This window comes from Nissabacter sp. SGAir0207 (assembly GCF_005491205.1).
In the GTDB taxonomy this organism is placed as follows: Bacteria; Pseudomonadota; Gammaproteobacteria; order Enterobacterales; family Enterobacteriaceae; genus Chimaeribacter.
On sequence record NZ_CP028035.1, the window covers coordinates 1,904,643 to 1,925,292 of the forward strand.

The window sequence follows — 20,650 nt, forward strand, 5'->3', positions numbered from 1 at the left end:
AGTGCGTGGCAGAGGGGGCAGAAAAAAGGCAGCCCGTGGGCTGCCTGATCGCAGTGTGGCAGGGTTACTTGTAGAGGTCGGCGCTGATGGTCAGGTTGCCGCCGCTCTGGTTCTGCTCCCACTGGCGCGTGATGTGGTAGAACTTCGCGCCCTTGTCGGCGGCGCGCTTGGCCACCTCGGAGGAGATGTCCGTCATGCTGCCGAAGTGGCCGGTAAAGGTCACGGAGTCAAACGGCACCATCTGCGCGGCAGTGGCGTTGTTCAGCTCCTGGATTTTGGTGCCGTTCGGCAGGGTCACGGTGTAACGCTCGCCGGTGGAGCTTTGCGTCTCGAAGAAACGGCCAACGTTGCGGCTCGGGGTCTCGGAGGAGGCCACGCCGGGGATCTCAACCTGCTTCGCCGCCGCGCCGCCTGCGGCCAGTGCCGCCTTGCCCGCCTCGGAGTTAGCCGGGATCACGTTCGGGCTTTGCACCTTGCGCTCTGGCGCATCTTTTTTATAGACGTAGGCGGTGATGAACTGGTTGCCACCTTGGTTGGCGTCAATTTGGCGAATGATAAAGAAGGCGTAGGCACCTTTCTTCACGGCCGCCTTGGAGATGGCGTCGCTGATGTCCGGCTGGCTGCGGAAGAAACCGCTGACCGTCACGGTATCGTACGGCTCCAGGCGGTACGCTTCGGTTTTCGGCAGTTCGCGCACGCCATTGAATTCACGGTAGGTGCGGCCGTCGCTGGCCGGCTCCGGGGCAGTGGTGGTTTTGTAGAGATCGGCCGTGACCCGCCAGTTGCCGCCGTTGTTGCTGTTGCTGATGTCCTGGATATAGAAGGCATCCATCCCCGCCTTGTCCGCCCGCTTGGAGACAGCTTCCGCCGCTTCATTGATGGCGTTGAAACGGCCAGAGACGACAATGCGATCGCTGGCTTGCAGGGTCGCGGCTTTCTCAGGGGATAGCTCCTGCGCGGCATGGGCAGCGGACAGCGCAGACATTGAAAACAGGGCTGATGCGATGATCGTGTTCTTCAGCTTCATAAATAAATCCTTTCGCCTCGCGCATTGACTTAAGTCACGTGCTGACTTCTTGTTATGTAACAGTGATGTATAACAAAACGGCGTCAATTATTACATGTAAGTCAAGAAGTGTCTCAGCTATTTATGTTACAGGCCAGTGTGCGCCGGGCAAATTGGTTAAAAAACGCCATGCGCCAGGTTGGCAATAAGTTTGCAAAGATTTTGAGTAATTGTTGTTTTTTCTTGTAATTCACGAGGCAAAAAAGCGCGCTGCCTTCCAGTTTTTACAAATACCTGCCGCGTGGCGGGGGCATTTATAGATCAGCGGTCACAACTTCAGTAGCTTAAACCGGCTCTGCCGCAGGGAATTTCATAACCGGACGCGGGCTTTTCCGCCGGGCGCTGCACAGAGGCATCACCTTATAACCACCTTTCACAGGTAAAAGGATCATTATGCGCATTGGTGTACCTAAAGAGCGGACGACCAACGAAGCCAGGGTGGCTGCGACGCCGAAAACGGTGGAGCAGCTGCTGAAACTGGGGTTCAGCGTCGCCATTGAACAGGGGGCCGGACAGGCGGCCAGCTTTGAGGATAGCGCTTACCAGCGGGCAGGCGCCCAGACGGTTGCAGGCCAGGACGTCTGGCAGTCGGACATTATCCTGAAGGTTAACGCCCCGGACGAGCAGGAGGTGGCGTTGCTGCAACCGGGCACCACGCTGGTCAGCTTTATCTGGCCAGCGCAGAACCCGGAACTGCTGCAACGGCTGGCGGAGCGGCAGGTGACGGTGCTGGCGATGGACTCTGTGCCGCGCATCTCGCGTGCGCAATCCCTCGATGCCCTCAGCTCGATGGCCAACATCGCGGGTTACCGGGCGATTGTGGAGGCGGCGCATGAGTTTGGCCGCTTCTTTACCGGGCAAATTACCGCCGCTGGCAAGGTGCCACCCGCCAAGGTGCTGGTGATTGGCGCGGGCGTGGCCGGGCTGGCCGCCATCGGTGCTGCCGGTAGCCTGGGCGCGATTGTGCGCGCCTTCGACACCCGCCCGGAGGTGAAGGAGCAGGTGCAGAGCATGGGCGCGCAGTTCCTCGAACTGGATCTGCAAGAAGAGGCGGGCAGTGGCGACGGCTATGCCAAAGTGATGTCCGAGGCGTTCATTAAGGCGGAGATGGCGCTGTTTGCCGCGCAGGCGGAAGAGGTGGACATCATCGTCACCACTGCATTGATCCCCGGCCGTCCGGCGCCCAAGCTGATCACCCGTGAGATGGTGGCCGCGATGCAGCCCGGCAGCGTGATTGTCGATCTGGCGGCGCAGACCGGCGGCAACTGTGAACTGACGGTGGCGGATCAGGTGGTGGTGACCGAGAACGGCGTGCGCATCATTGGCTATACCGATCTGCCGAGCCGCCTGCCGACCCAATCCTCCCAGCTCTACGGCACCAATTTGGTTAACCTGCTGAAACTGCTGTGCAAACAGAAAGATGGCAACATTGAGATCGATTTCGAGGATACCGTGGTGCGCGGCGTGACCGTGGTGCGCAGCGGTGAACTCACCTGGCCGGCCCCGCCGATCCAGGTCTCCGCCCAGCCCAAACCAGCCGCCAGCCCGGCACCGGTCGCGCCAGTGGAGAAAGCGCCCCTGCCGCTATGGAAAAAGCTGCTGCTGCCGGGGGTGGCGCTGGTGCTGTTCGGCTGGCTGGCAGATGCCGCGCCGCGTGACTTCCTCTCGCACTTCACCGTGTTCGCGCTCGCCTGCGTGGTGGGGTATTACGTGGTGTGGAACGTGAGCCACGCGCTGCATACGCCGCTGATGTCCGTCACCAACGCCATCTCCGGGATTATCGTGGTGGGGGCGCTGTTGCAGATTGACCACGGCGGCTGGGTGAGCTTCTTCTCATTCATCGCGGTGCTGATCGCCAGCATTAATATCTTTGGCGGGTTTACCGTCACGCAGCGCATGTTGAAGATGTTCCGCAAACACTAAGGGGTCGCAGATGTCTGAGGGATTGGTTACGGCAGCATACATTGTTGCGGCGATTTTATTTATTTTCAGCCTGGCCGGCTTGTCGAAGCATGAGACATCCCGCCAGGGCAATATTTTCGGCATGACCGGGATGGCGATTGCGCTGATTGCCACCATTCTTGGCCCGGACAGCGGCAGCGTCGGCTGGATCATCCTGGCGATGATCATTGGCGGTGCCATCGGTGTCCATCTGGCGCGCAAGGTCGAAATGACCGAGATGCCGGAGCTGGTCGCCATCCTGCACAGCTTTGTCGGGCTGGCGGCGGTGCTGGTGGGCTTCAACAGCTTCCTCGATCACGGCGATGCGCCGATGATGCCAGTGATGGAGAACATCCACCTGACGGAGGTGTTCCTGGGGATCTTCATCGGGGCCGTGACCTTCACCGGCTCACTGGTGGCGTTTGGCAAATTGCGCGGCAAAATCTCGTCGCGCCCGCTGATGCTGCCGAACCGGCACAAGCTCAATCTGGCGGCGCTGGTGGTGTCGCTGGCGATGCTGATTATCTTTGTGCGCACCGACAGCGTCGGCTGGCAGGTGTTCGCACTGCTGGTGATGACCCTGATCGCGCTGGCCTTCGGCTGGCATCTGGTGGCCTCGATTGGCGGCGCGGACATGCCGGTGGTGGTCTCAATGCTCAACTCTTACTCCGGTTGGGCGGCAGCGGCAGCGGGCTTCATGCTCAGCAATGACCTGCTGATCGTCACCGGTGCGCTGGTGGGGTCGTCGGGTGCCATCCTCTCCTACATCATGTGCAAAGCGATGAACCGCTCGTTCATCAGCGTGATCGCCGGCGGCTTTGGCAGTGATGGTGCCTCGACCGGCGATGCCGAGGAGATGGGCGAGTACCGCGAAACCACGGCGGAAGAGGTGGCGGAGCTGCTGAAAGGCTCCTCCTCGGTGATCATCACCCCCGGCTACGGCATGGCGGTGGCGCAGGCGCAGTACCCGGTGCATGACATCACCGCCAAACTGCGCGCGCGTGGCATCCAGGTGCGCTTTGGCATCCACCCGGTGGCGGGCCGCTTGCCGGGGCACATGAACGTGTTGCTGGCGGAGGCCAAAGTGCCGTATGACATCGTGCTGGAGATGGATGAGATCAATGACGACTTCAGCGACACCGATACGGTGCTGGTGATTGGTGCCAATGATACCGTCAACCCGGCCGCGCAGGAGGATCCGCGCAGCCCCATCGCCGGGATGCCGGTGCTGGAGGTGTGGAAGGCGCGCAATGTGATCGTCTTCAAGCGCTCGATGAATACCGGCTACGCTGGCGTGCAGAATCCGCTGTTCTTCAAAGAGAACACCCAGATGCTGTTCGGCGATGCCAAAGAGAGCGTGGACGCCATCCTGCGCGCGCTGTAAGGGCAGGGCAAACGCAAAAAAGCAAAAGGGTCGCCGAGGCGACCCTTTTTTTATGGCCCGGCGCGTCAGCGCACCGGGTTATTCTCATTGGGCGGGGTGGGTTCCGCCGTTGGCATCGCCGGTTCCTGCGACTCCAGCACCATCGGACAGACAAAATCATCGGGCTTGATCGCCAGCAGGTCACACTTCAGGTGGTCAATCACATGCTCCGTGGTGTTGCCGATAAAGGCGGCGGAGATGCCGGTGCGGCCAATGGTGCCAAGCACCACCACGCCAGCCTGCAAGTGCTCGGCCAGATCCGGGATCACCTCCTCCGGCAATCCCTTCTCCACATGGGTCAGCTCCTCGCCCATCATGAACTTCTGCCGCAGGCTCTTCATCGCCAGCAGGTGCTGGCCGCGAATGGCGTCGTTGTAGACGCTGGGGTCAAAGTCGGGCAGCTCAATGGCAATATTGATTGGCGTGACCGGGTACGCACCCACCAGATGCACTTCGGTCTGGTTGACATTGCGCGCCAACTCCAGCGTCTCTTGCACCAGTTTCAAGTTAAGTGGATCGTGGTACGGCTCCTCGCTGGAGAGGTTGACCGCCACCAGCGCCTTGCCGTTCTCCGGCCACGGTTGGTCTTTCACCATCCAGACGGCGCAAGGGCATTTGCGCAGCAGGTTCCAGTCGGTGGGGGTAAAGATCACGGACTCCAGCCGGTCGTGCTGGTGGGTCATCTTCAGCACCAGATCATGGTGCTCAGCCAGCACTTCCTGAATGATCGCCTCATAGGGGCGGTTGTGCCAGACCACTTTGATCTCAATCGGGATGCCGGTCTCCACGTAGTAGCGGCACTGCTCCTTGATCCAGGCGGCGCGCTGGCCGATCACATCCTGGCGCATGGCAGCCCGTTCGTCTGGCGAAAGCAAGGTGGTCATTTCATATGAGAAATCATAGATAGACAGGAAGGCTTTGATCCTCCCGCCGTTGCGCTGCACCAGGTAGACCGCGCGCCGCAGGGCGGGCTGGTCATCCTGGTTGGGGTCAATTGCCACCAGCAGGTTCTGATACTTCGCCATAACTCCTCCTCACAGAGCTGTAAAACACAGACTGTCAGATCAAGAGTAACTCAACATTGGCGAACAGGACAGACGGAGAAGTGTGACGGATCAATAAATTGCTGGAATTTATCGATCCGTCAAAATGCATGACTTACAGGATTAAACGAAGGGCGGTTATGCCACTTTACGCGGGTTGCCAGCCATCTGCGCCAGCGCCTCGCCATTTTCAATGGTGATGTATTTGCCCTTGACGCTCAGGATGCCGCTCTTCTGGAAACGGCCAAGCAGGCGGCTGATGGTTTCGACCGTCAGGCCGAGGTAGTTGCCGATGTCGCCGCGGGTCATGGTGAGGCGGAATTCGCGTGGCGAGAAGCCGCGTTGGGCAAAGCGGCGGGAGAGATTATTGATAAAGGCCGCCAGCCGCTCCTCGGCATTTTTCTTCGACAGCAACAGGATCATATCCTGGTCGCCCTTAATCTCACCGCTCATCAGGCGCATCATCTGCTGGCGCAGGTTGGGCATTTTGCCGGAGAGGTCGTCGAGGGTATCGAAGGGGATTTCACACACCATTGAGGTCTCCAGCGCCTGCGCAAAGCTGGGGTGTTGCAGGTTGCTGATGGCGTCGAAGCCGACCAGATCGCCCGCCAGGTGGAAGCCGGTGATCTGCTCATCGCCCTGTTCGGTGATGGTGTAGCTTTTGATGGTCCCGGAGCGAATGGCATACAGCGACTTCAGTTCATCGCCCGCCTTGAACAGGGCCTGGCCTTTCTGGATCGGCTTTTTCCGCTCAATGATATTGTCGAGCTGGTCCAGCTCATGCTCATTCAGGGTAAAGGGGATACATAATTGGCTGATGCTGCAATCCTGGCAGTGGATGGCACAACCGCCAGACTGGATACGTCGAATGATGCGCTGTTTTTCCGGGATCATAATATTGGCTCAGTCGTGGTTTGATATTGGTCAATTTTACCAGCTTTTAAGGACACTGATAAGCCACACCAACTTTGTGCCATGTCAAAATATCGATACATAACCGAGGTTTAGCTATAGGCACATGAAAATTAAGACTTATTTTGCGTAGGGAGATTGCGCGGCGCTGTAATTGGCGTTTTTTTGTGCAAAAAATTCGTGACAGCCCGCACAAAAAAAAGAAAAAAGCGGCGTTATTCAGCAAAATTATTGCTTATTAAGGCCGCCATTAAAGCTTTAAATTTATTTAAATTAAATTTAACTGTTGCTGATTTTGCCTCAGGCTGGCGCCCTCGTGGCGCAATAGCCATGCCTTGCGCGTCACGCCACCGGCATAGCCGGTCAACACGCCCGCGCTGCCAATCACCCGGTGGCAGGGCACCACGATGCTGATCGGGTTGGCGCCGTTGGCCGCTCCCACCGCCCGCGAGGCTCCCGGTCGGCCAAGCCGTTGTGCCAGCGCGCCATAGCTAAGGGTCTCGCCGCAGGGAATGGTGCGCAACGCCGCCCACACCTGGCGCTGGAATTCGGTGCCGCCGGTGGCGGTGGGCAGGGTATCAATGATGCCCAGATTGCCATCGAAGTAATCGGCCAGCGCACGGGTAAGGCCATGCGGATCGCGCGCCTCGCGCAGCTCAACCCCCTGTCGGCCATAATGCAGGCCCAGCAGCCGATCCATCCGCTCCTTAAACTCCAGCCACTCAACGCTACGCAAATTGCCCTGTTCGTCCGCCACCAGCAGCAGATCGCCCAGCGGGGTCGCCAGCTTATCCATGAATAGTGTCAGCATGTGTGCTCTCCTGAAAAGGTCGGCCCAGCGTAGCACAACGTGCTTTGCAGTGCAGGGTTCACCGCCAAAGTGCAGGCGCTGCACCACTTTTCGCCATAAGCCAGCGCGTGGCCGCCATTTTGCTGGCGATTTGGCTGGCATAAGCTTTGCTTAATAGAGATGAGAGGCCGCGTTGCGGCGCATGGGAGGGGACTATGGCAGAGCAGGGCATGTTTACACATCCACAGCAGCGGGCGGCCTCGCACCTTGCCGCCGAGCCGCTTACGACGTCAGCGCCACCAGCCCGGCAGGTGCATCTGCCGGAACGCCGACTGGCGGGACACCTTTTTTTGGCCTGCACCCCGGAGCAGGCCACTGAAACGGAGCAACGTATGCGCAGCCTTTACCAACGCCTGTTGATTGACATCCGCCGCTTCCACCGGCTGGCGGCCCGCTACTCTGACGCCGACAACGGCGGCGCGCTCGGCTGGGTCACACGCGGCATGTTGCCGGCGGCGCTGGAGCGGGTGCTGTTTGCGATGGAGTCAGAGACCCTCAGCCCAATCTTCCGCACGCCGGAAGGGTTCCACGTCCTCTACTGTAGCGGCATCCGTCCGCACGGGGTCTGGCTACCGCCCGCCAGCGAGGCGTGACCATAAAAAAGGGCGCCGTAGGGCGCCCTGATTGTTGGCGAAGCGACTAGACGTCGCCAGCGTTGTCCTTCTCCACCGCGTCGTAGATGCGCTCCAGCATGTCCGGGAAGGCGGACTGGATACGGCTCCAGCTCGGGATGAAGGGTTTTTCGCTCGGCGTGTCAGTGAAGGCCGCGCCCGCTTCCATGATAGCGTTGGAGAACATCTCCACCGAGGACTCCTCACTATGGCGGTCGAAGGTCAGGCCGTTCATCCGTGCGTCATGGTCGAAGTCATCAATCATGTCCAGCGCGGTACGGTAGTAGGTGGCGCGCAGCACGCGGAAGGATTCGCTGGTGATCGGCACACCCAGAATCGCCATTTTGCGGTAGAGCGCCTTGGTAATGTCGATACTCATGCGTTGCAGGCCAGCGGTGGCGTCATCCTCGGACATCGGCTGGTGCTTGTGGTCGTAGTTGTCGGCAATGTCCACCTGGCAGATGCGCTTGGTGGAGGTGGTGCGGTGCAACTCCGACAGCACGCCAATCTCCAGGCCCCAGTCGCTCGGGATACGCAGGTCGTTCAGCACGTGGGTGCGCATCGCAAACTCACCGGAGAGCGGGTAGCGGTAGCTACGCAGGTACTCGAGGAAGTCAGAGCGGCCATAGACGCGCTCCAGCGACTTCAGCAGCGGGTAGACCAGCAGGCGGCCGACGCGGCCATTCAGTTTGCCGTTGGCGACGCGCGCGTAGTAGCCCTTACAGAAGTCGTAGTGGAAGTTCGGGTTGGCGATCGGGTACATCATGCGCGCCAGCATCTCACGGTTATAAGTGACAATGTCACAATCGTGCAGGCCGACGGCGGTGGTGCGGCGCGAGGCGAGGGTGTAGCCCGCGCAGAACCAGACGTTGCGCCCCTTGCCCGGCTCCTGCGGTGACAGCCCCTCTTTGGCCAGCTCCTCATCCAGCGCCTTCAGGCGCGGGCCATCATTCCACAGGATACGGTGGCGCTGCGGCAGGCGGCTGAAGAACTCACGGGCGAACAGGAACTGGTCGCGGTCGGCGCGATCCAGGCCGATGACGATCTCTTCCAGATAGCTGACCTTGCACAGCTCATCAACAATGTGGGTCAGCGCCGGGCCTTCCAGTTCAGAGAAGAGCGAGGGCAGGATCAGCCCCATGGCGCGGCGGCCAGAGAAGACCTGGAGGTCATACTCCAGCTCCTCCAGCTTGCGGCGGGAAAAGTTATGGAAGTTGGTGATCACACCGTCCTGATAAAAATCGCTCATACACTCTCCAATTTTAGAATAGATAAAAGTATTGGGTCTGAAGCAGTACGCGAATGCCAACGCGCGGCTTTCCCAGAGGCTGCGGCTCCCTTGCCGCTTCTCAGCCTTTGATAAAGTGGGACAGGCCCTGCTTCCAGCCTTGCGGGCCATGCAGCGTAGTGTGGAACACCCGCTCTTTGTCATCATGCTCCAGCGGCATTGGCTGGTTGTGGTGGCCAAGGATCACCACCGCCCGGTCAACGGCGTTGAGCATGGAGATATCATTCGGGCCGTCGCCCAGCCCGATGGTGACCATCGGGTGGCCACGCAGGCGGCGGTACTCGCCGGTCAGCCAGCTCACGGCCTGGCCTTTGCTGACGCCAGCGGCCATCACATGCCAGAAGCGCCCGCCACGGGTCAGCATCAGCCCCTCGTGGTGCAGGTACTCCTCAAACCGCTTCAGGTCGCTGTCGCTGCCGAACCACACCAGCGGCTCCGAGCCTTCCCGCATCATCGCCTGCCGCGCCTCCTCCTCTGGCAGGCCCGTCCAGTCGGCCACCTGCGCCGGCGAGACATCGCCAAATCCACGGCACTCAAAATCATAGCGCAGCCGCAGATCCTCAATGATTTTTCGGATTTCGCCATACTCGGCGCCAAACACCTTGCGCGGGTAGGCGATGTGGTCGCGCCAGCTCTCCGGCAGGGCGATCACCGAACCGTTCTCGGCGATGAACGGCGCATCCTCCAGTTTCAGCGCCTTTTGCAGCGCCGCCACCTCGGCGGCGGTCTTGCTGGTGGTGATCACCACCGGCACCTGATGCGCGGCCAGCCGCTCCAGCCAGCCTTGCGCCGGTTGCCAGCTATAGTCGTGGTGATCCAGCAGTGTTCCGTCCAGGTCAGTAAAGATCAGCAGTGAATTATCCAGATACGGCATTATCTCTCCCCAAATCATCCGCAGCGCCAATAAGGCTCTCCTGCGATCTCTGCATATCCTATAAAAGTATATACGCTATTCAGACAGGCAATGGTTAAGCTGTAAACAGTCAAATTCTGAATATTATCAGAGCCATTCCCTGCCTTTGGCAGTGGATGCTGTTGCGCAAAGGCAAACTGCCCACCGATCCTACAGCGTGGCTTATGGTTCAGCGGCAGATGCCATAGCCGCGCATCCCGAGGTGGAAGTGGTTGGCGTGGGCGGCGTTGTACTCCGGGCCAAGGGCGTTGCCGAAGAAGCCACAGCTCTCGCTGAAGACCTGATGGAGGTAGCCAGCGGCCGGCCCCTCCTGCGGCCACTGCTTCAGCACGCTGAGGGTGCGCCCGTCGGCCAGCCGGAAGGCGGAGATGTCCAGCGCCTCCGCCGTGGCGTGCTCGCTGAGCCGGGCATTTTCGCGGTGGTAGATGTTGCGGCAGGCGTAGCTGCCGAGGTGATCAATGCGCGTCAGGCGGCTGCCAAGCAGCGCCTCGGCCTGCGGGGCCGCCGTCTGGCTGACAAACATCGCGCTGCTGAGCGCCATCGGGCAGCTGGCGAGGAAACTGCTGCTGAGCGCCACCTTGCCAAAGCGTGTGACGCGCACCGGGTTGGGCAACGGGCACTTGCCGCCCATCGCGCCGGGCAGGGCGTAGCTGATGCGGCCGCGCGCCTGTGCCTGCTCCAGCACTTGCAAACAGGCGGCGGGATCTTGCTGCAACTGCTTAAGCTTATAACGGGTGATGAAGGTGGGCGGGTCATCCACCGTCAGCGGGCTGAAGGGGTTGTAGCCGGGAGGGATATAACGCTCAAGCTGGGCGCGCCAGGTGGGGAAGACCCACGGTGAGGCGGCCGTGCCTGCCGCCGCCAACAGCACCAGTCCCTTTATTGCCTGTCCCACTCCGTATGCCATGCGCTCCCCGTCCGGTTGTGTCCGCCGGCGTTGCCGGACGGTTGTCGCTTGAGTATAGACTGCCCGGCGCGGGGTATTTGCCGTATGCAACATCATGGCTACAATAGCCGCAGGAGGAAACCATTATGAGTGATGAAGAAGACCTGTTCAGTCAGGAGATGGCGGATGTGACCCCGCTGTCAGGAAAACGCAGTGTGGTTTACCTCAAAACCAGCAGCAACGCGGCCCGCCGGGAGGCGGTACAGGCGCAGCTCGAGGCGCTGGAGAACCCGCTGACCCAAGGGATGCTGGACATCATTCCCCTCGATGAGGCGCTGGACTACAAAGATCCCGGCGTGCAACAGGGGGTGCTGGACAAGCTGCGCAAGGGCAAATATCCCCCGCAGGCCACCCTCAACCTGACCCGCAAACCGGTCGCCACCTGTCGCGAGGAGCTGTTTGCCTTCTACCTCAGCGCGCAGGAGAACCAGTGGCGCACGCTGCTGATTGTGCATGGCCGCGGGCGCGAGGCGGGCAGCCACGCCAACATTGTGCGCAGTTACGTCGCCCGCTGGCTGAAACAGCTGGAGGAGGTGCAGGCCTACTGCGAGGCGCTGAAACAGGATGGCGGGGCGGGTGCCTGCTATGTGGTGCTGAAAAAATCGGCGCAAGCCAAGCAGCACAACTGGGAGATGCACGCCAAGCACAGCCGCTGAGACAAAAAACCGGCCACCGTGCCGGTTTTTTCCCTTTTGTTGACGCGGGGTTGCTGCAATCTGCCGCGTGATTTGTTGAAATCAGCGCCTCCTTTTTTTGCTGGACAACCACCTATGCCACACGCCTTCCTGATTCGCGCCCCGCGCCTGACCCTGCCGCTGCTGGCGGCCCTGTTACTGGCTGGCTGCCAGCGCGACGATCCGCCTGCCGAGGCGATGGTGATTGAGGGCCACATCTTCGGCACCACCTACCGCGTCAACGTCGCGGGGGTGGAGGCGGCGCAGCGCCCGGCGCTGGAGCAAGCGGTGCGGCAGGTACTGGAGCGTGACGATCGGGAGATCTCCACCTACAAGCCAGACTCCCTCATCTCGCGCTTCAACCGCTATCCCGGCACCGATCCGCAACCGATCAGCGCTGATATGGCGGATGTCATCACCACGGCACTGCGCATTGGCACCCTGACCCGCGGCAAGATGGACATCACCGTCGGGCCGCTGGTGAACCTGTGGGGCTTCGGGCCGGACAAGCAGCCGGTGAAGACGCCGACTGACCAGCAGATTGCGCAGGCACGCCAGCGGGTGGGGCTGCGCCACCTGACGGTCAGCGCGCGCGCCGACGGCCAGTGGCTGCAAAAGGATCTGCCGGGGCTGTATGTGGATCTCTCCACGGTGGGGGAAGGTTACGCCACTGACCATCTGGCGCGGCTGATGGAGCAGCGCGGCATCGGCAACTATCTGGTGTCGGTGGGCGGCGCGGTGCTGACGCGCGGTGTGAACGCCAGCGGCCAGCCGTGGCGGGTGGCGATCCAGAAACCCACCGACCGTGAGAACGCGGTACAGGCGATTGTGAACTTGCAGGGCCACGGCATCAGCACCTCCGGCAGCTACCGCAACTACTACGAGCTGGACGGCAAGCGCATCTCCCACATCATTGACCCCGACACCGGCCGGCCGATTACCCATAAGCTGGTCTCGGCCACGGTGATCGCCCCGACCGCGACGCTGGCGGACACCTGGGACACCGGCCTGATGCTGCTCGGCACCGAGCAGGCACTGGCGGTGGCGAAACAGCAAGGGTTGGCGGTCTATCTGGTGACCCGTGAGGGCGACCGCTTCACCAGCTACATGTCACCGCAGTTCAGGGCGTTCCTGCTCGACGAGGAGAAGTAGCGCTCAGCGCCGCTCCAGCCAGTTCTTCAGCCGCAGCGCGTCGGCATAGTGCGCATAGCGGTTCTTGCCGCCCATGATCACCATCAGCACCGGCTTGCCGTGGATCAGCGTGCGCACCACCATGCAGTGCCCGGCCTCATCGGTGAAGCCGGTCTTCTGCAACTGAATGCGCCAGTGGTGGTTGTGGATCAGCCCATTGGAGCTGTGGTAGACCAGCCGACCGTGGCCGGGGTAGACCACCTGGCCCTTGTCGGTGGAGAAGCGGCGGATCAGCGGGTAGTGCCAGGCGGCGCGCGCCATGCGCGCCACATCCCGCGCCGAGGCGACATTGCGCGGCGAGAGGCCGGTCGGGTCGAAGAAGTGGCTGTGGCGCATCCCCAGCGCCCGCGCCTTGCGGTTCATCTGGCGCAGGAAGCCGGGGCGGCCGCCGGAATAGTAGCGGCTGAGCGCCGCTGCTGCCCGGTTCTCCGACGACATCAGCGCGATGTGCAACATATCGCGGCGTGACAGCACCGAACTGACGGTCAGGCGCGAGCCGGTCTTCTTCAGCAAATCACGGTCGGCGGGCTTCACCTGAATGCGGTTGCCCAGCGGCCGGTGGCTGTCCAGTACCACCATCGCGGTCATCAATTTGGTCAATGACGCCAGCGGATAGGCGTGCGCGCTGTTTTTGCTATACAGCGTGCGGCCGCTGACGGCATTGATCACATAGATGGAGCGCGACTGGAGCCGCGGCGGGTGGGCGGCGGCGTGCGCCAGCATGGGTGGCAGAAGCAGGGTCAGGAGCGGCAACAGCAGGAGAGCACGGGCAAACAGGCGGCGGGGCAACAGGGAGCAAGACATGGGAAAGGCGGTTCACTCAATCATAAGGGATTAATTAATAAGTTAATTAATACAGTTAAGGGTGACGCCAGTCTGCCGACCAATGATGGAGGAAAAGTGAAGCCATGCCCCAAGGGGGCACGGCAAAGTGTGTGCAACCGGCACAGGGTGTATGGAAATTTTTCAGCCGTGGCAAAAACGGCTCAGGGTTACGCCTTCTCCTCCTCAAACACAATGCCGAGCTGGCGACGCACCTCATCAATGGTCTGCATGGTCAGCAGGCTGTCAGAGAGCGGGCGCACCGGCGACTCCCTCAGCCCCTCGCCGATGCACCAGGCAAAGTGCTCCGCCTCATGGTAGAGCTGCTGGTAGCGGTTGCTCTCCTCTTCCCACACCAGCCGCTGTTGGCGGTCGCGGTGGATCAGGGTGAAGGGGCCGGGGGCGTAGAAGCAGTCCGGCAGCGTCAGCGTCGCCTCACTGCCAGCAATCAGCGCGCTATTGGTGGTCTGGCTGAACAGCGTGGTATGGATGACCGACTGCGCATGACCCGCGTGGCGCAGCAGAATCGATGCCTGCCCATTGACGCCGCCCGGCGCCGGCTCGCCCATCGCCAACACCTGCGTCGGCGCGCCGAGGATTTTGGTGGCGAAGGCGACCGGGTAGGTGCCGAGATCCAACAGCGGCCCGCCAGCCAGCGCCGGGTTCATGATGCGGTGGTCAGGCGTGAAGGATTCGCCGTTGTCCGCCAGAATGGTGTGCACTTCGCCCAGCAGGCCATCGGCCAACACCTGGCGCAGCACGTCAAATTTCGGCAGGAAGTCACTCCAGAACGCCTCCATGCAGACTACCCCCCTGGCAAACGCCGCCTCGGTCAGCGCCTGCACCTCCTGCGCATTCAGCGCCAGCGGCTTCTCCACCAGCACATGCTTGCCCGCATTGATGGCGGCCAGCGCCGCCGGGAAGTGGTGGTTGTGCGGCGTGGCGATATACACCGCATCAATGTTGGGGTCGTTCACCAGCGCGCCGATGCCGCCGCCGTGGGCGCGCGGAATGCCAAAGTTGTCAGCGAAAGCCTGCGCATGGTGGCGCGTGCGTGAGCCGACCGCCACGATCTTCTGGTGGGTGTGTTGCAACAGGGATTGGGTGAAACGTTCCGCGATCCAGCCTGGCCCAAAGATGCCCCATCGCAATGCCGGGATACGGTTGGCGGGCAGCGCCCGCGGGGAAGGGAGTCGTGTTGGAAGTGCCATGGGTTCTGTCCTGTCCATAAAAAGGTGGGGTAAGAACCCTTAACCTAATCCAGAAGCACGGCACTTTTGAAACTTAAAATCCAAAAAATGGTAAAATGAAATAAAAATTTAGAATGTGATCACACTCTCCTGCAACGGGTGCTACTGATCATGCAGGAAGTGTTGGTTAAGTGTGGCTTGCAAACTGAGCATCGCCTCTTCGGCATGGTGCATATGCTCGCTAGTAATTCGGTATACCTCGTCGGCATTTTTTTCCCGAAATGCCTCGATAACCTGGCGTTGCCACTGGATACCCTGCGCGCGGGCCACCGGGTGCGGCAACAGGTAGATATCTTTACAGACCGCCAACTCCTTCAGCAACCGCTGCAGAAAACGGCAGTAAAACGCCAGCAATTCATTCTCGGCGTAACTTGCCACCACGCCGTGGAAATCCAGCTCCGCCATGCGCTGTGCCCAGCGCGCGCCTTCACTCTCATCCCCCGGCGGGGGATCGTAGACCGCCAGCAGCTCATGCAGCCGCCGAAACCCGGCCTCATCGATGCGGCCAATGGCGCTGACCGCCGCCTGTGGCTCCAGCGTCCGGCGCAGGGCATAGATATCACGGATGCCGATGTTTTTGGCGAACAGGTAGTTGGAGAGCAGGGTCATGGCGCGAGCCTCGGGCATACTCTCAATAAACGCGCCCCCGCCCGGCCCGGTGCGGGTGCGGATCAGTCCCTGTACTTCCAGCGCCTTCAGCGCCTCCCGTACAGTACTTTTGCCAGCAGAGTACTGGATGATCAGATCTTTCTCTTGCGGCAACCGGTCGCCCGGCTGCAACTTTTGCACAATGATGCTCTCTTTGATCGCATCAGCAATTTCATCAGTACGTTTACGACGAACCTCAGGTTTTTCATCTTGAGCACACATTACGCTATCCCCAGAAGCCAACGTTAAGGAACACATTTCAGGTTGTAACAGCTACAGATCTTTCAGTAATACAACGCAAAACAAGGGACCGCTGGTTTTGCCCTGGATGGCCACGGTCTGGCCGAAGCCTGCGAAATCATCACTACTTTTGAGGGCGAGGCCATAATGCGGAATGAAGTTGCATTTTTGTAGCAATTTCAAAAATGGCATTCCTATGTTGTGAAAGACGACACATTTTTAGCGGAAAATTCTACATGAATTCCTAATTGTACAATTATTTATTCATATAAATCCGGTAGTTAGAAAGAGCAGCTGCGTGGGGGATATACCACAAAAGGGTGAGGGAACGGAATAAAAAAGGTGGGATATCAGCGCCAGTCAGGTGAACCGGCGCTAATCATTAGAGGGGAATGATGGGCAAGCGCTGCTGAACAATTGGCCCGCACAGGATTTTATAGCCATCGCTGTCGAAGCTTTTGGCGGTGCGTTTCAGTGACGCCGCCTGTGCCAAATCCTCCACCGATCCGAGATAGAACCAGTTATGGATGATGTGGTATTGCTTCATGCCGGGCCGCTCCTCCACCAGCGCGATGGCGCCGGGGTAGGGCCAGCACACCACCTGCACCGAGGCCAGCGCGTCCAGCAGGCGCTGATTATGCGCCTCTGGCGTCTCCTTGCCGCAACAGGCCCCGGCGCAGCGACCAAGGCTGGCGCGGAAACAGGCGCGCCCGGCGCGGGTCGCCTCCAGCCCCAACAGGCCGTGGCAGAGCTGGTACTTATCCGCCAGCGTCAGCAGGGTCTGCTGGGCGGCGCGGCGGCTGGAGTAGAGGCCATACAGCCCCATCGCGTGGGAGAAATCGATCTCCTTGGCGTAGACCACCTCCGGCTTGCCATTGAGGATCTGTAGCGAGCAGAGCTGGCGGTTGTGGCGCAGCCGTTTGTTGTGCAGCGGCTGTTGCTCCTTGATCATCTGCGCCTCCAGCAGCAGTGCGCCCACCTCGCCCGCGGTCGGGATAAAGGTGATATGCCGCGACTGGCGCAACATGCGCGCCTCCTCGACGGTGCGCAGGTGCGACAACACCCGGCTGCGGATATTGACACTCTTGCCGATATAGAGCGGCATCACGTCGCTCTCACCGTGGAATACATAGACGCCGGGGCACTTCGGCAGCGCATCCAGCGAATCCCGCAGGTGCTCGGGATATTGGTAGATTGCGGCCGGCTCGAACTCAAGCCGGTGCGCGGAACCGCGTCTGGCCAAAACGTTTACTCCATCACTGTAATTATATCCAGCCTATCAGAAGCGATGCATTTGCGGAAGGGTGTATAACTTTTGTCCGCCACAATTTCTGCGCCCTGCTGGCAGGCGGCGCATGGTCTATCCTGTCAGGAGCAACCGATTCGCGCACGAGGGAGAACCACCTATGGCTTTGATCATTTTGGAACAACCCGACCAGACGGTCTATGGCGTGCGGGTAGTGGGGCCGTATGAACGCAGCATCATGCAGGGCTTCATCCAGCTCACCCGCTGGCGCAAGGCGCGCAACCTGAGCGGCGGCAACATTCTTACCCTTTATTGGGACAACCCGCTGACGGTGGCCAACGAGTCACTGCGCGCCGACGTGGTCTTCACGCTGGAGGAGGATGCGGAGCCGCTGGCGCTACAGAAACTCAACCGGGGCAACGTGCAGGTTAAGGAGCAGGTGATCCCCGGCGGCATCTACGCCATGTGGCGCACCCGCGTCTTCAAGACCGACTTTGTGAAAGCGTGGCGCGAATTTTATGAGCGCCACCTGGAGGAGAGTGAGTACCGCCCCTGCGTCGGCGCCTGCTATGCACGCTACCTGAACGAAGGGACGGAGGCGGACTACTTCGACATCGAGATCCACCAGTCGGTCTGCCTGCGGGCGTCGCTGGCCTCCGGCGCGGTGCAGCCCTTTGTCTCAGCGTGACGAAGGCGGCAGCACCAGCTGCTGGCGGCGGTTATAGAAGGTGCGGTAGGCCAGGTAGCAGGCGATGATGGCGGCGAGGCTGGCGGTGGAGAGCAGCATGAAGGTCACCATGATCTGGTACTTGATCGCCTTGACCGGATCAACGCCCGCGAAGATCAGGCCGGACATCATGCCCGGCAGGCTCACCAGCCCGACGGTCTTGGCCGAGTCCACCGTCGGGATCAGCGCCGCGCGGATGCTGTCGCGCAGGATGGTGCGCGCCGACTGGCGCACCGTCGCCCCGAGGCTCAGCATCTCCAGCACCTGTTGTTGCTGGTCGCGGAACCGCTGGTGGAGCTGGGTGTAGCACAGCCCGACCGCCACCATCGCGTTGCCAGCAATCATGCCGGTAATCGGGATCACCTGCATCGGCACGAACGCAATTGAGCCGGTGGCGATCAGCGTCGCCAGCGTCAGGCCGGTGCCGACCCCAATTGCGGTGAAGGAGACGGCAAAGCCGTGGCGCAGGTTACGGCTGCGCTTGCGGGCGTTCAGCGCGGCGTTGACGCAGATAAACAGCACCATCAGCAGCGTCAGCCACAGGTTGTCCAGCGCGAAGATGTACTTCAACACATAGCCGACCATCGCCAGCTGCACGATGGCGCGGCCAATGCTCCAGAGGATGTCACGCTCCAGCCCGAGCTGCTCGCGGCGGCTAATCAGCAGTGCGATGAGCACCAGCCCAAGCGCCATCATCAGCGACTCATTGGTTATGGTGTGCTGGTTCATGCCACGCCCCCGGCCGTCGGGCGGCGGCGAAGGCGTTGCTGATCGAGCCATAGCTCGCGGCTGGCGTGGCGCGCCTCCTGCGGATCATGGCTGACCCACAGCACCGCCGTGCCATGCCGGGCCGTCTCGGTGCGGATCACGTCGCCCACCCGCCGTTTGTTCTCCTCATCTAGCGCGCTGGTCACCTCATCCAACAGCAGCAGTTGCGGCATCACCTGTAAATTGCGCAGCAGCGCCACCCGTTGCCGCTCCCCGCCGGAGAGCGCCGTCGGTGCCTTCCCCAGCACGCCCTCGGGCAACGCCATCTCGGCCAGCCCGTGGCGGATGCGCGCCTCATCCACCGGCTGGTGGCGGATGTGGTAGGGGAACGCCAGGTTGTCATAGACGCTCTCGCCGAACAGCTGCGGCGTCTGGAAACCGTAGGAGACCGCGCGGCGGTAGGCGGTGGGTTCAAGGCTGGCGATGTCCTGCCCCTCAAACACAATGCGCCCCTCGTCCGGGGTGAGCATCGCGGCGATCAGTTGCAGCAGCGTGCTTTTGCCACTACCAGAGGGGCCGCGCAGCATGACAAACTCGCCAGCGGCGAGGGTGAACGAGAGATCCTGCAACAGCGGCACGCCGTTGGGCGCATAACTGACGCCGTTAAGCCGCAGTAGCGCGGGGGGAAGGGCCATGAAAACTCCTGTCTGGCGAGGCCGCCCCGTGGGGCGGCCAGATATGGGCGGCCGACAGCATAGACGTTTTCCCCGCGCAGGCCAATCGGCCGTGGCTCAGGTGCGCGCCGCTTGCGGCACAATCAACCGTTCCGGCTCGCGCCGCAGGATCACCTCGCCGTGGCGCACCGAGAGGCGCGCCTTGGCCTGACGGCGCAACGCCTCGTAGTCGCTTTCCGCATCCAGCACCACCAGGTTGGCCGGGCGGCCCACCTCCAGGCCATACTGGTCGCCAAGCTGCATCACCTTGGCGCTGTGGTCAGTGACAAAATCGAGGCAGCGGCGCAGATCCTCAAAGCCCATCATGTGGCAGATGTGCAGCCCGGCATCCAGCACCCGCAACAGGTTGCCATTGCCGAGTGGATACCACGGGTCTTTGATCGAGTCCTGCGCGAAACAGACGTTCAGCCCGGCGCGATCCAGCTCCGCCACCCGCGTCACGCCGCGCCGTTTCGGGAAGGTATCAAAGCGCCCCTGGAGATGGATGCTCTCGGTCGGGCAGGAGACAAAGTTCAGCCCGGCCTTTTGCAGCAGGCGAAACAGTTTGGCGCAGTAGGCGTTGTCATAGGAGCCCATCGCCACCGTGTGGCTGGCGGTGACCCGCGCCCCCATGCCGCGCGCCCGCGTCTGCTCCGCCAGCACCTCGAGGAAGCGGGAGTGCGGGTCATCCGTCTCATCACAGTGCACATCCACCAGCGCGCCGGTGCGCTCCGCCAGATCCATCAGGAAGGTGAGGGCGCTGATGCCCTGTTCGCGGGTGTGCTCATAGTGCGGGATGCCGCCCACCACATCCGCGCCGCGCGCCATCGCCTCCTCCATCAGCGCCCGTCCCTGCGGGAAGGAGTCAATGCCCTCCTGCGGAAAGGCGACGATCTGCAAATCGATGCGATCGCGCGCCTCGTCCCGCACCTCCAGCAATGCTCCCAGCGCGGTCAGCGACGGATCGGTGACATCCACGTGGGTGCGCACATGCTGGATGCCGTGGTCACGCAGCATATCCAGCGTAGCGTGGGCGCGCAGCTTGATGTCCTCATGGGAGAGCGTCGCCTTGCGCTCTGCCCAGCGCTCAATGCCCTCAAACAGCGTGCCACTCATATTCCATGCCGGTTCCCCGGCGGTCAGCGCCGCATCCAGATGGATGTGCGGCTCCACCAAGGGCGGGATCACCAGCTGGCCACCGGCGTCGAGGGCCAGCGCCTCCGGGGCCAGTTCGCCATGCTGCGGCTCAATGGCTGTGAAACGCCCCTGTTCAGCGCACAGGGTGTAGAGTCCGCTGCGGTGGCGCAGCTGGGCGTTGATCATCTTCATCGGCATCTCCTGAGTGGGTTACGGCGTCTACAGGGAGTGTAGCCAACCGGCAGGATTGATGAGTTTTTCACCGGTTTCAGCGACGTCATGCAAGCCGTTTCACAAACTT

General features: G+C 61.3%; 20 protein-coding genes. 6 read left to right on the forward strand and 14 right to left on the reverse strand.

Annotated elements, in window-relative coordinates; all coding sequences use genetic code 11:
- Positions 1-64: 64 nt before the first annotated feature.
- Positions 65-1,027, reverse strand: coding sequence for a DUF1471 family protein YdgH (gene ydgH, locus C1N62_RS08205; protein WP_137763167.1), 963 nt, complete (start codon positions 1,025-1,027; stop codon positions 65-67).
- A 432-nt stretch (positions 1,028-1,459) separates the two neighbouring features.
- Between ydgH and pntA the strand changes: the two genes are divergently transcribed.
- Complete coding sequence (pntA, locus tag C1N62_RS08210) at positions 1,460-2,989, forward strand: Re/Si-specific NAD(P)(+) transhydrogenase subunit alpha (RefSeq protein ID WP_137763168.1); 1,530 nt, start codon at positions 1,460-1,462, stop codon at positions 2,987-2,989.
- A gap of 10 nt (positions 2,990-2,999) precedes the next feature.
- Positions 3,000-4,391, forward strand: a complete 1,392-nt coding sequence (pntB, locus tag C1N62_RS08215) for a Re/Si-specific NAD(P)(+) transhydrogenase subunit beta (protein ID WP_137763169.1) — start codon at positions 3,000-3,002, stop codon at positions 4,389-4,391.
- A gap of 65 nt (positions 4,392-4,456) precedes the next feature.
- On the opposite strand, the gene uspE is transcribed toward pntB, so the two are convergent.
- The 3 genes from uspE to ogt form a co-directional block, all read right to left on the reverse strand.
- Positions 4,457-5,455, reverse strand: coding sequence for a universal stress protein UspE (gene uspE, locus C1N62_RS08220; protein ID WP_137763170.1), 999 nt, complete (start codon positions 5,453-5,455; stop codon positions 4,457-4,459).
- A 156-nt stretch (positions 5,456-5,611) separates the two neighbouring features.
- Positions 5,612-6,367, reverse strand: coding sequence for an FNR family transcription factor (locus C1N62_RS08225; protein WP_137763171.1), 756 nt, complete (start codon positions 6,365-6,367; stop codon positions 5,612-5,614).
- Positions 6,368-6,653: 286 nt separating this feature from the next.
- Entirely contained in the window at positions 6,654-7,196 is a 543-nt protein-coding gene (gene ogt, locus C1N62_RS08230; RefSeq protein ID WP_137763172.1) for a methylated-DNA--[protein]-cysteine S-methyltransferase, read from the reverse strand.
- Between the two features lie 209 nt (positions 7,197-7,405).
- Between ogt and C1N62_RS08235 the strand changes: the two genes are divergently transcribed.
- Positions 7,406-7,828 carry a peptidylprolyl isomerase gene (locus tag C1N62_RS08235; protein WP_168195839.1) on the forward strand — a complete coding sequence of 141 codons (423 nt, stop codon included), beginning with the start codon at positions 7,406-7,408 and terminating at the stop codon, positions 7,826-7,828.
- Between the two features lie 46 nt (positions 7,829-7,874).
- On the opposite strand, the gene C1N62_RS08240 is transcribed toward C1N62_RS08235, so the two are convergent.
- From C1N62_RS08240 to C1N62_RS08250, 3 genes are all read right to left on the reverse strand, one after another.
- Complete coding sequence (locus C1N62_RS08240; protein ID WP_137763174.1) at positions 7,875-9,095, reverse strand: glycosyl transferase; 1,221 nt, start codon at positions 9,093-9,095, stop codon at positions 7,875-7,877.
- 100 nt (positions 9,096-9,195) lie between these two features.
- Positions 9,196-10,008, reverse strand: a complete 813-nt coding sequence (locus C1N62_RS08245) for a mannosyl-3-phosphoglycerate phosphatase-related protein (protein ID WP_137763175.1) — start codon at positions 10,006-10,008, stop codon at positions 9,196-9,198.
- A gap of 208 nt (positions 10,009-10,216) precedes the next feature.
- A complete protein-coding gene (locus tag C1N62_RS08250; RefSeq protein WP_137763176.1) occupies positions 10,217-10,954 on the reverse strand; it encodes an extensin family protein in 738 nt (245 codons plus the stop codon).
- A gap of 125 nt (positions 10,955-11,079) precedes the next feature.
- On the opposite strand from C1N62_RS08250, the gene smrA reads away from it, so the two are divergent.
- Positions 11,080-11,649, forward strand: coding sequence for a DNA endonuclease SmrA (gene smrA, locus C1N62_RS08255; protein WP_137763177.1), 570 nt, complete (start codon positions 11,080-11,082; stop codon positions 11,647-11,649).
- Positions 11,650-11,763: 114 nt separating this feature from the next.
- A complete protein-coding gene (gene apbE, locus C1N62_RS08260; protein WP_137763178.1) occupies positions 11,764-12,819 on the forward strand; it encodes an FAD:protein FMN transferase ApbE in 1,056 nt (351 codons plus the stop codon).
- 3 nt (positions 12,820-12,822) lie between these two features.
- Here the strand turns inward: apbE and C1N62_RS08265 are convergent, their stop codons facing one another.
- The 4 genes from C1N62_RS08265 to cho form a co-directional block, all read right to left on the reverse strand.
- Complete coding sequence (locus tag C1N62_RS08265; RefSeq protein ID WP_137763179.1) at positions 12,823-13,662, reverse strand: serine hydrolase; 840 nt, start codon at positions 13,660-13,662, stop codon at positions 12,823-12,825.
- A gap of 188 nt (positions 13,663-13,850) precedes the next feature.
- Entirely contained in the window at positions 13,851-14,891 is a 1,041-nt protein-coding gene (locus C1N62_RS08270; RefSeq protein WP_137763180.1) for a Gfo/Idh/MocA family protein, read from the reverse strand.
- 141 nt (positions 14,892-15,032) lie between these two features.
- Positions 15,033-15,800: a FadR/GntR family transcriptional regulator gene (locus C1N62_RS08275; RefSeq protein WP_137763181.1), complete on the reverse strand. Its 768-nt coding sequence runs from the start codon at positions 15,798-15,800 to the stop codon at positions 15,033-15,035.
- A gap of 400 nt (positions 15,801-16,200) precedes the next feature.
- Complete coding sequence (gene cho / locus C1N62_RS08280; RefSeq protein ID WP_137763182.1) at positions 16,201-17,061, reverse strand: excinuclease Cho; 861 nt, start codon at positions 17,059-17,061, stop codon at positions 16,201-16,203.
- 163 nt (positions 17,062-17,224) lie between these two features.
- Between cho and C1N62_RS08285 the strand changes: the two genes are divergently transcribed.
- Positions 17,225-17,752, forward strand: coding sequence for a GyrI-like domain-containing protein (locus C1N62_RS08285; RefSeq protein ID WP_168195840.1), 528 nt, complete (start codon positions 17,225-17,227; stop codon positions 17,750-17,752).
- Here C1N62_RS08285 and fetB read toward each other — a convergent pair.
- The 3 genes from fetB to codA form a co-directional block, all read right to left on the reverse strand.
- On the reverse strand, positions 17,744-18,520 hold the full coding sequence (gene fetB, locus C1N62_RS08290; RefSeq protein WP_137763184.1) for an iron export ABC transporter permease subunit FetB: 777 nt from the start codon (positions 18,518-18,520) through the stop codon (positions 17,744-17,746). The genes C1N62_RS08285 and fetB overlap by 9 nt on opposite strands.
- Positions 18,517-19,194, reverse strand: coding sequence for an ATP-binding cassette domain-containing protein (locus tag C1N62_RS08295; protein ID WP_137763185.1), 678 nt, complete (start codon positions 19,192-19,194; stop codon positions 18,517-18,519). Before C1N62_RS08295 ends, fetB begins: the two co-directional genes overlap by 4 nt.
- 96 nt (positions 19,195-19,290) lie before the next feature.
- Complete coding sequence (codA, locus tag C1N62_RS08300; protein WP_137763186.1) at positions 19,291-20,541, reverse strand: cytosine deaminase; 1,251 nt, start codon at positions 20,539-20,541, stop codon at positions 19,291-19,293.
- Between the last annotated feature and the right edge of the window lie 109 nt (positions 20,542-20,650).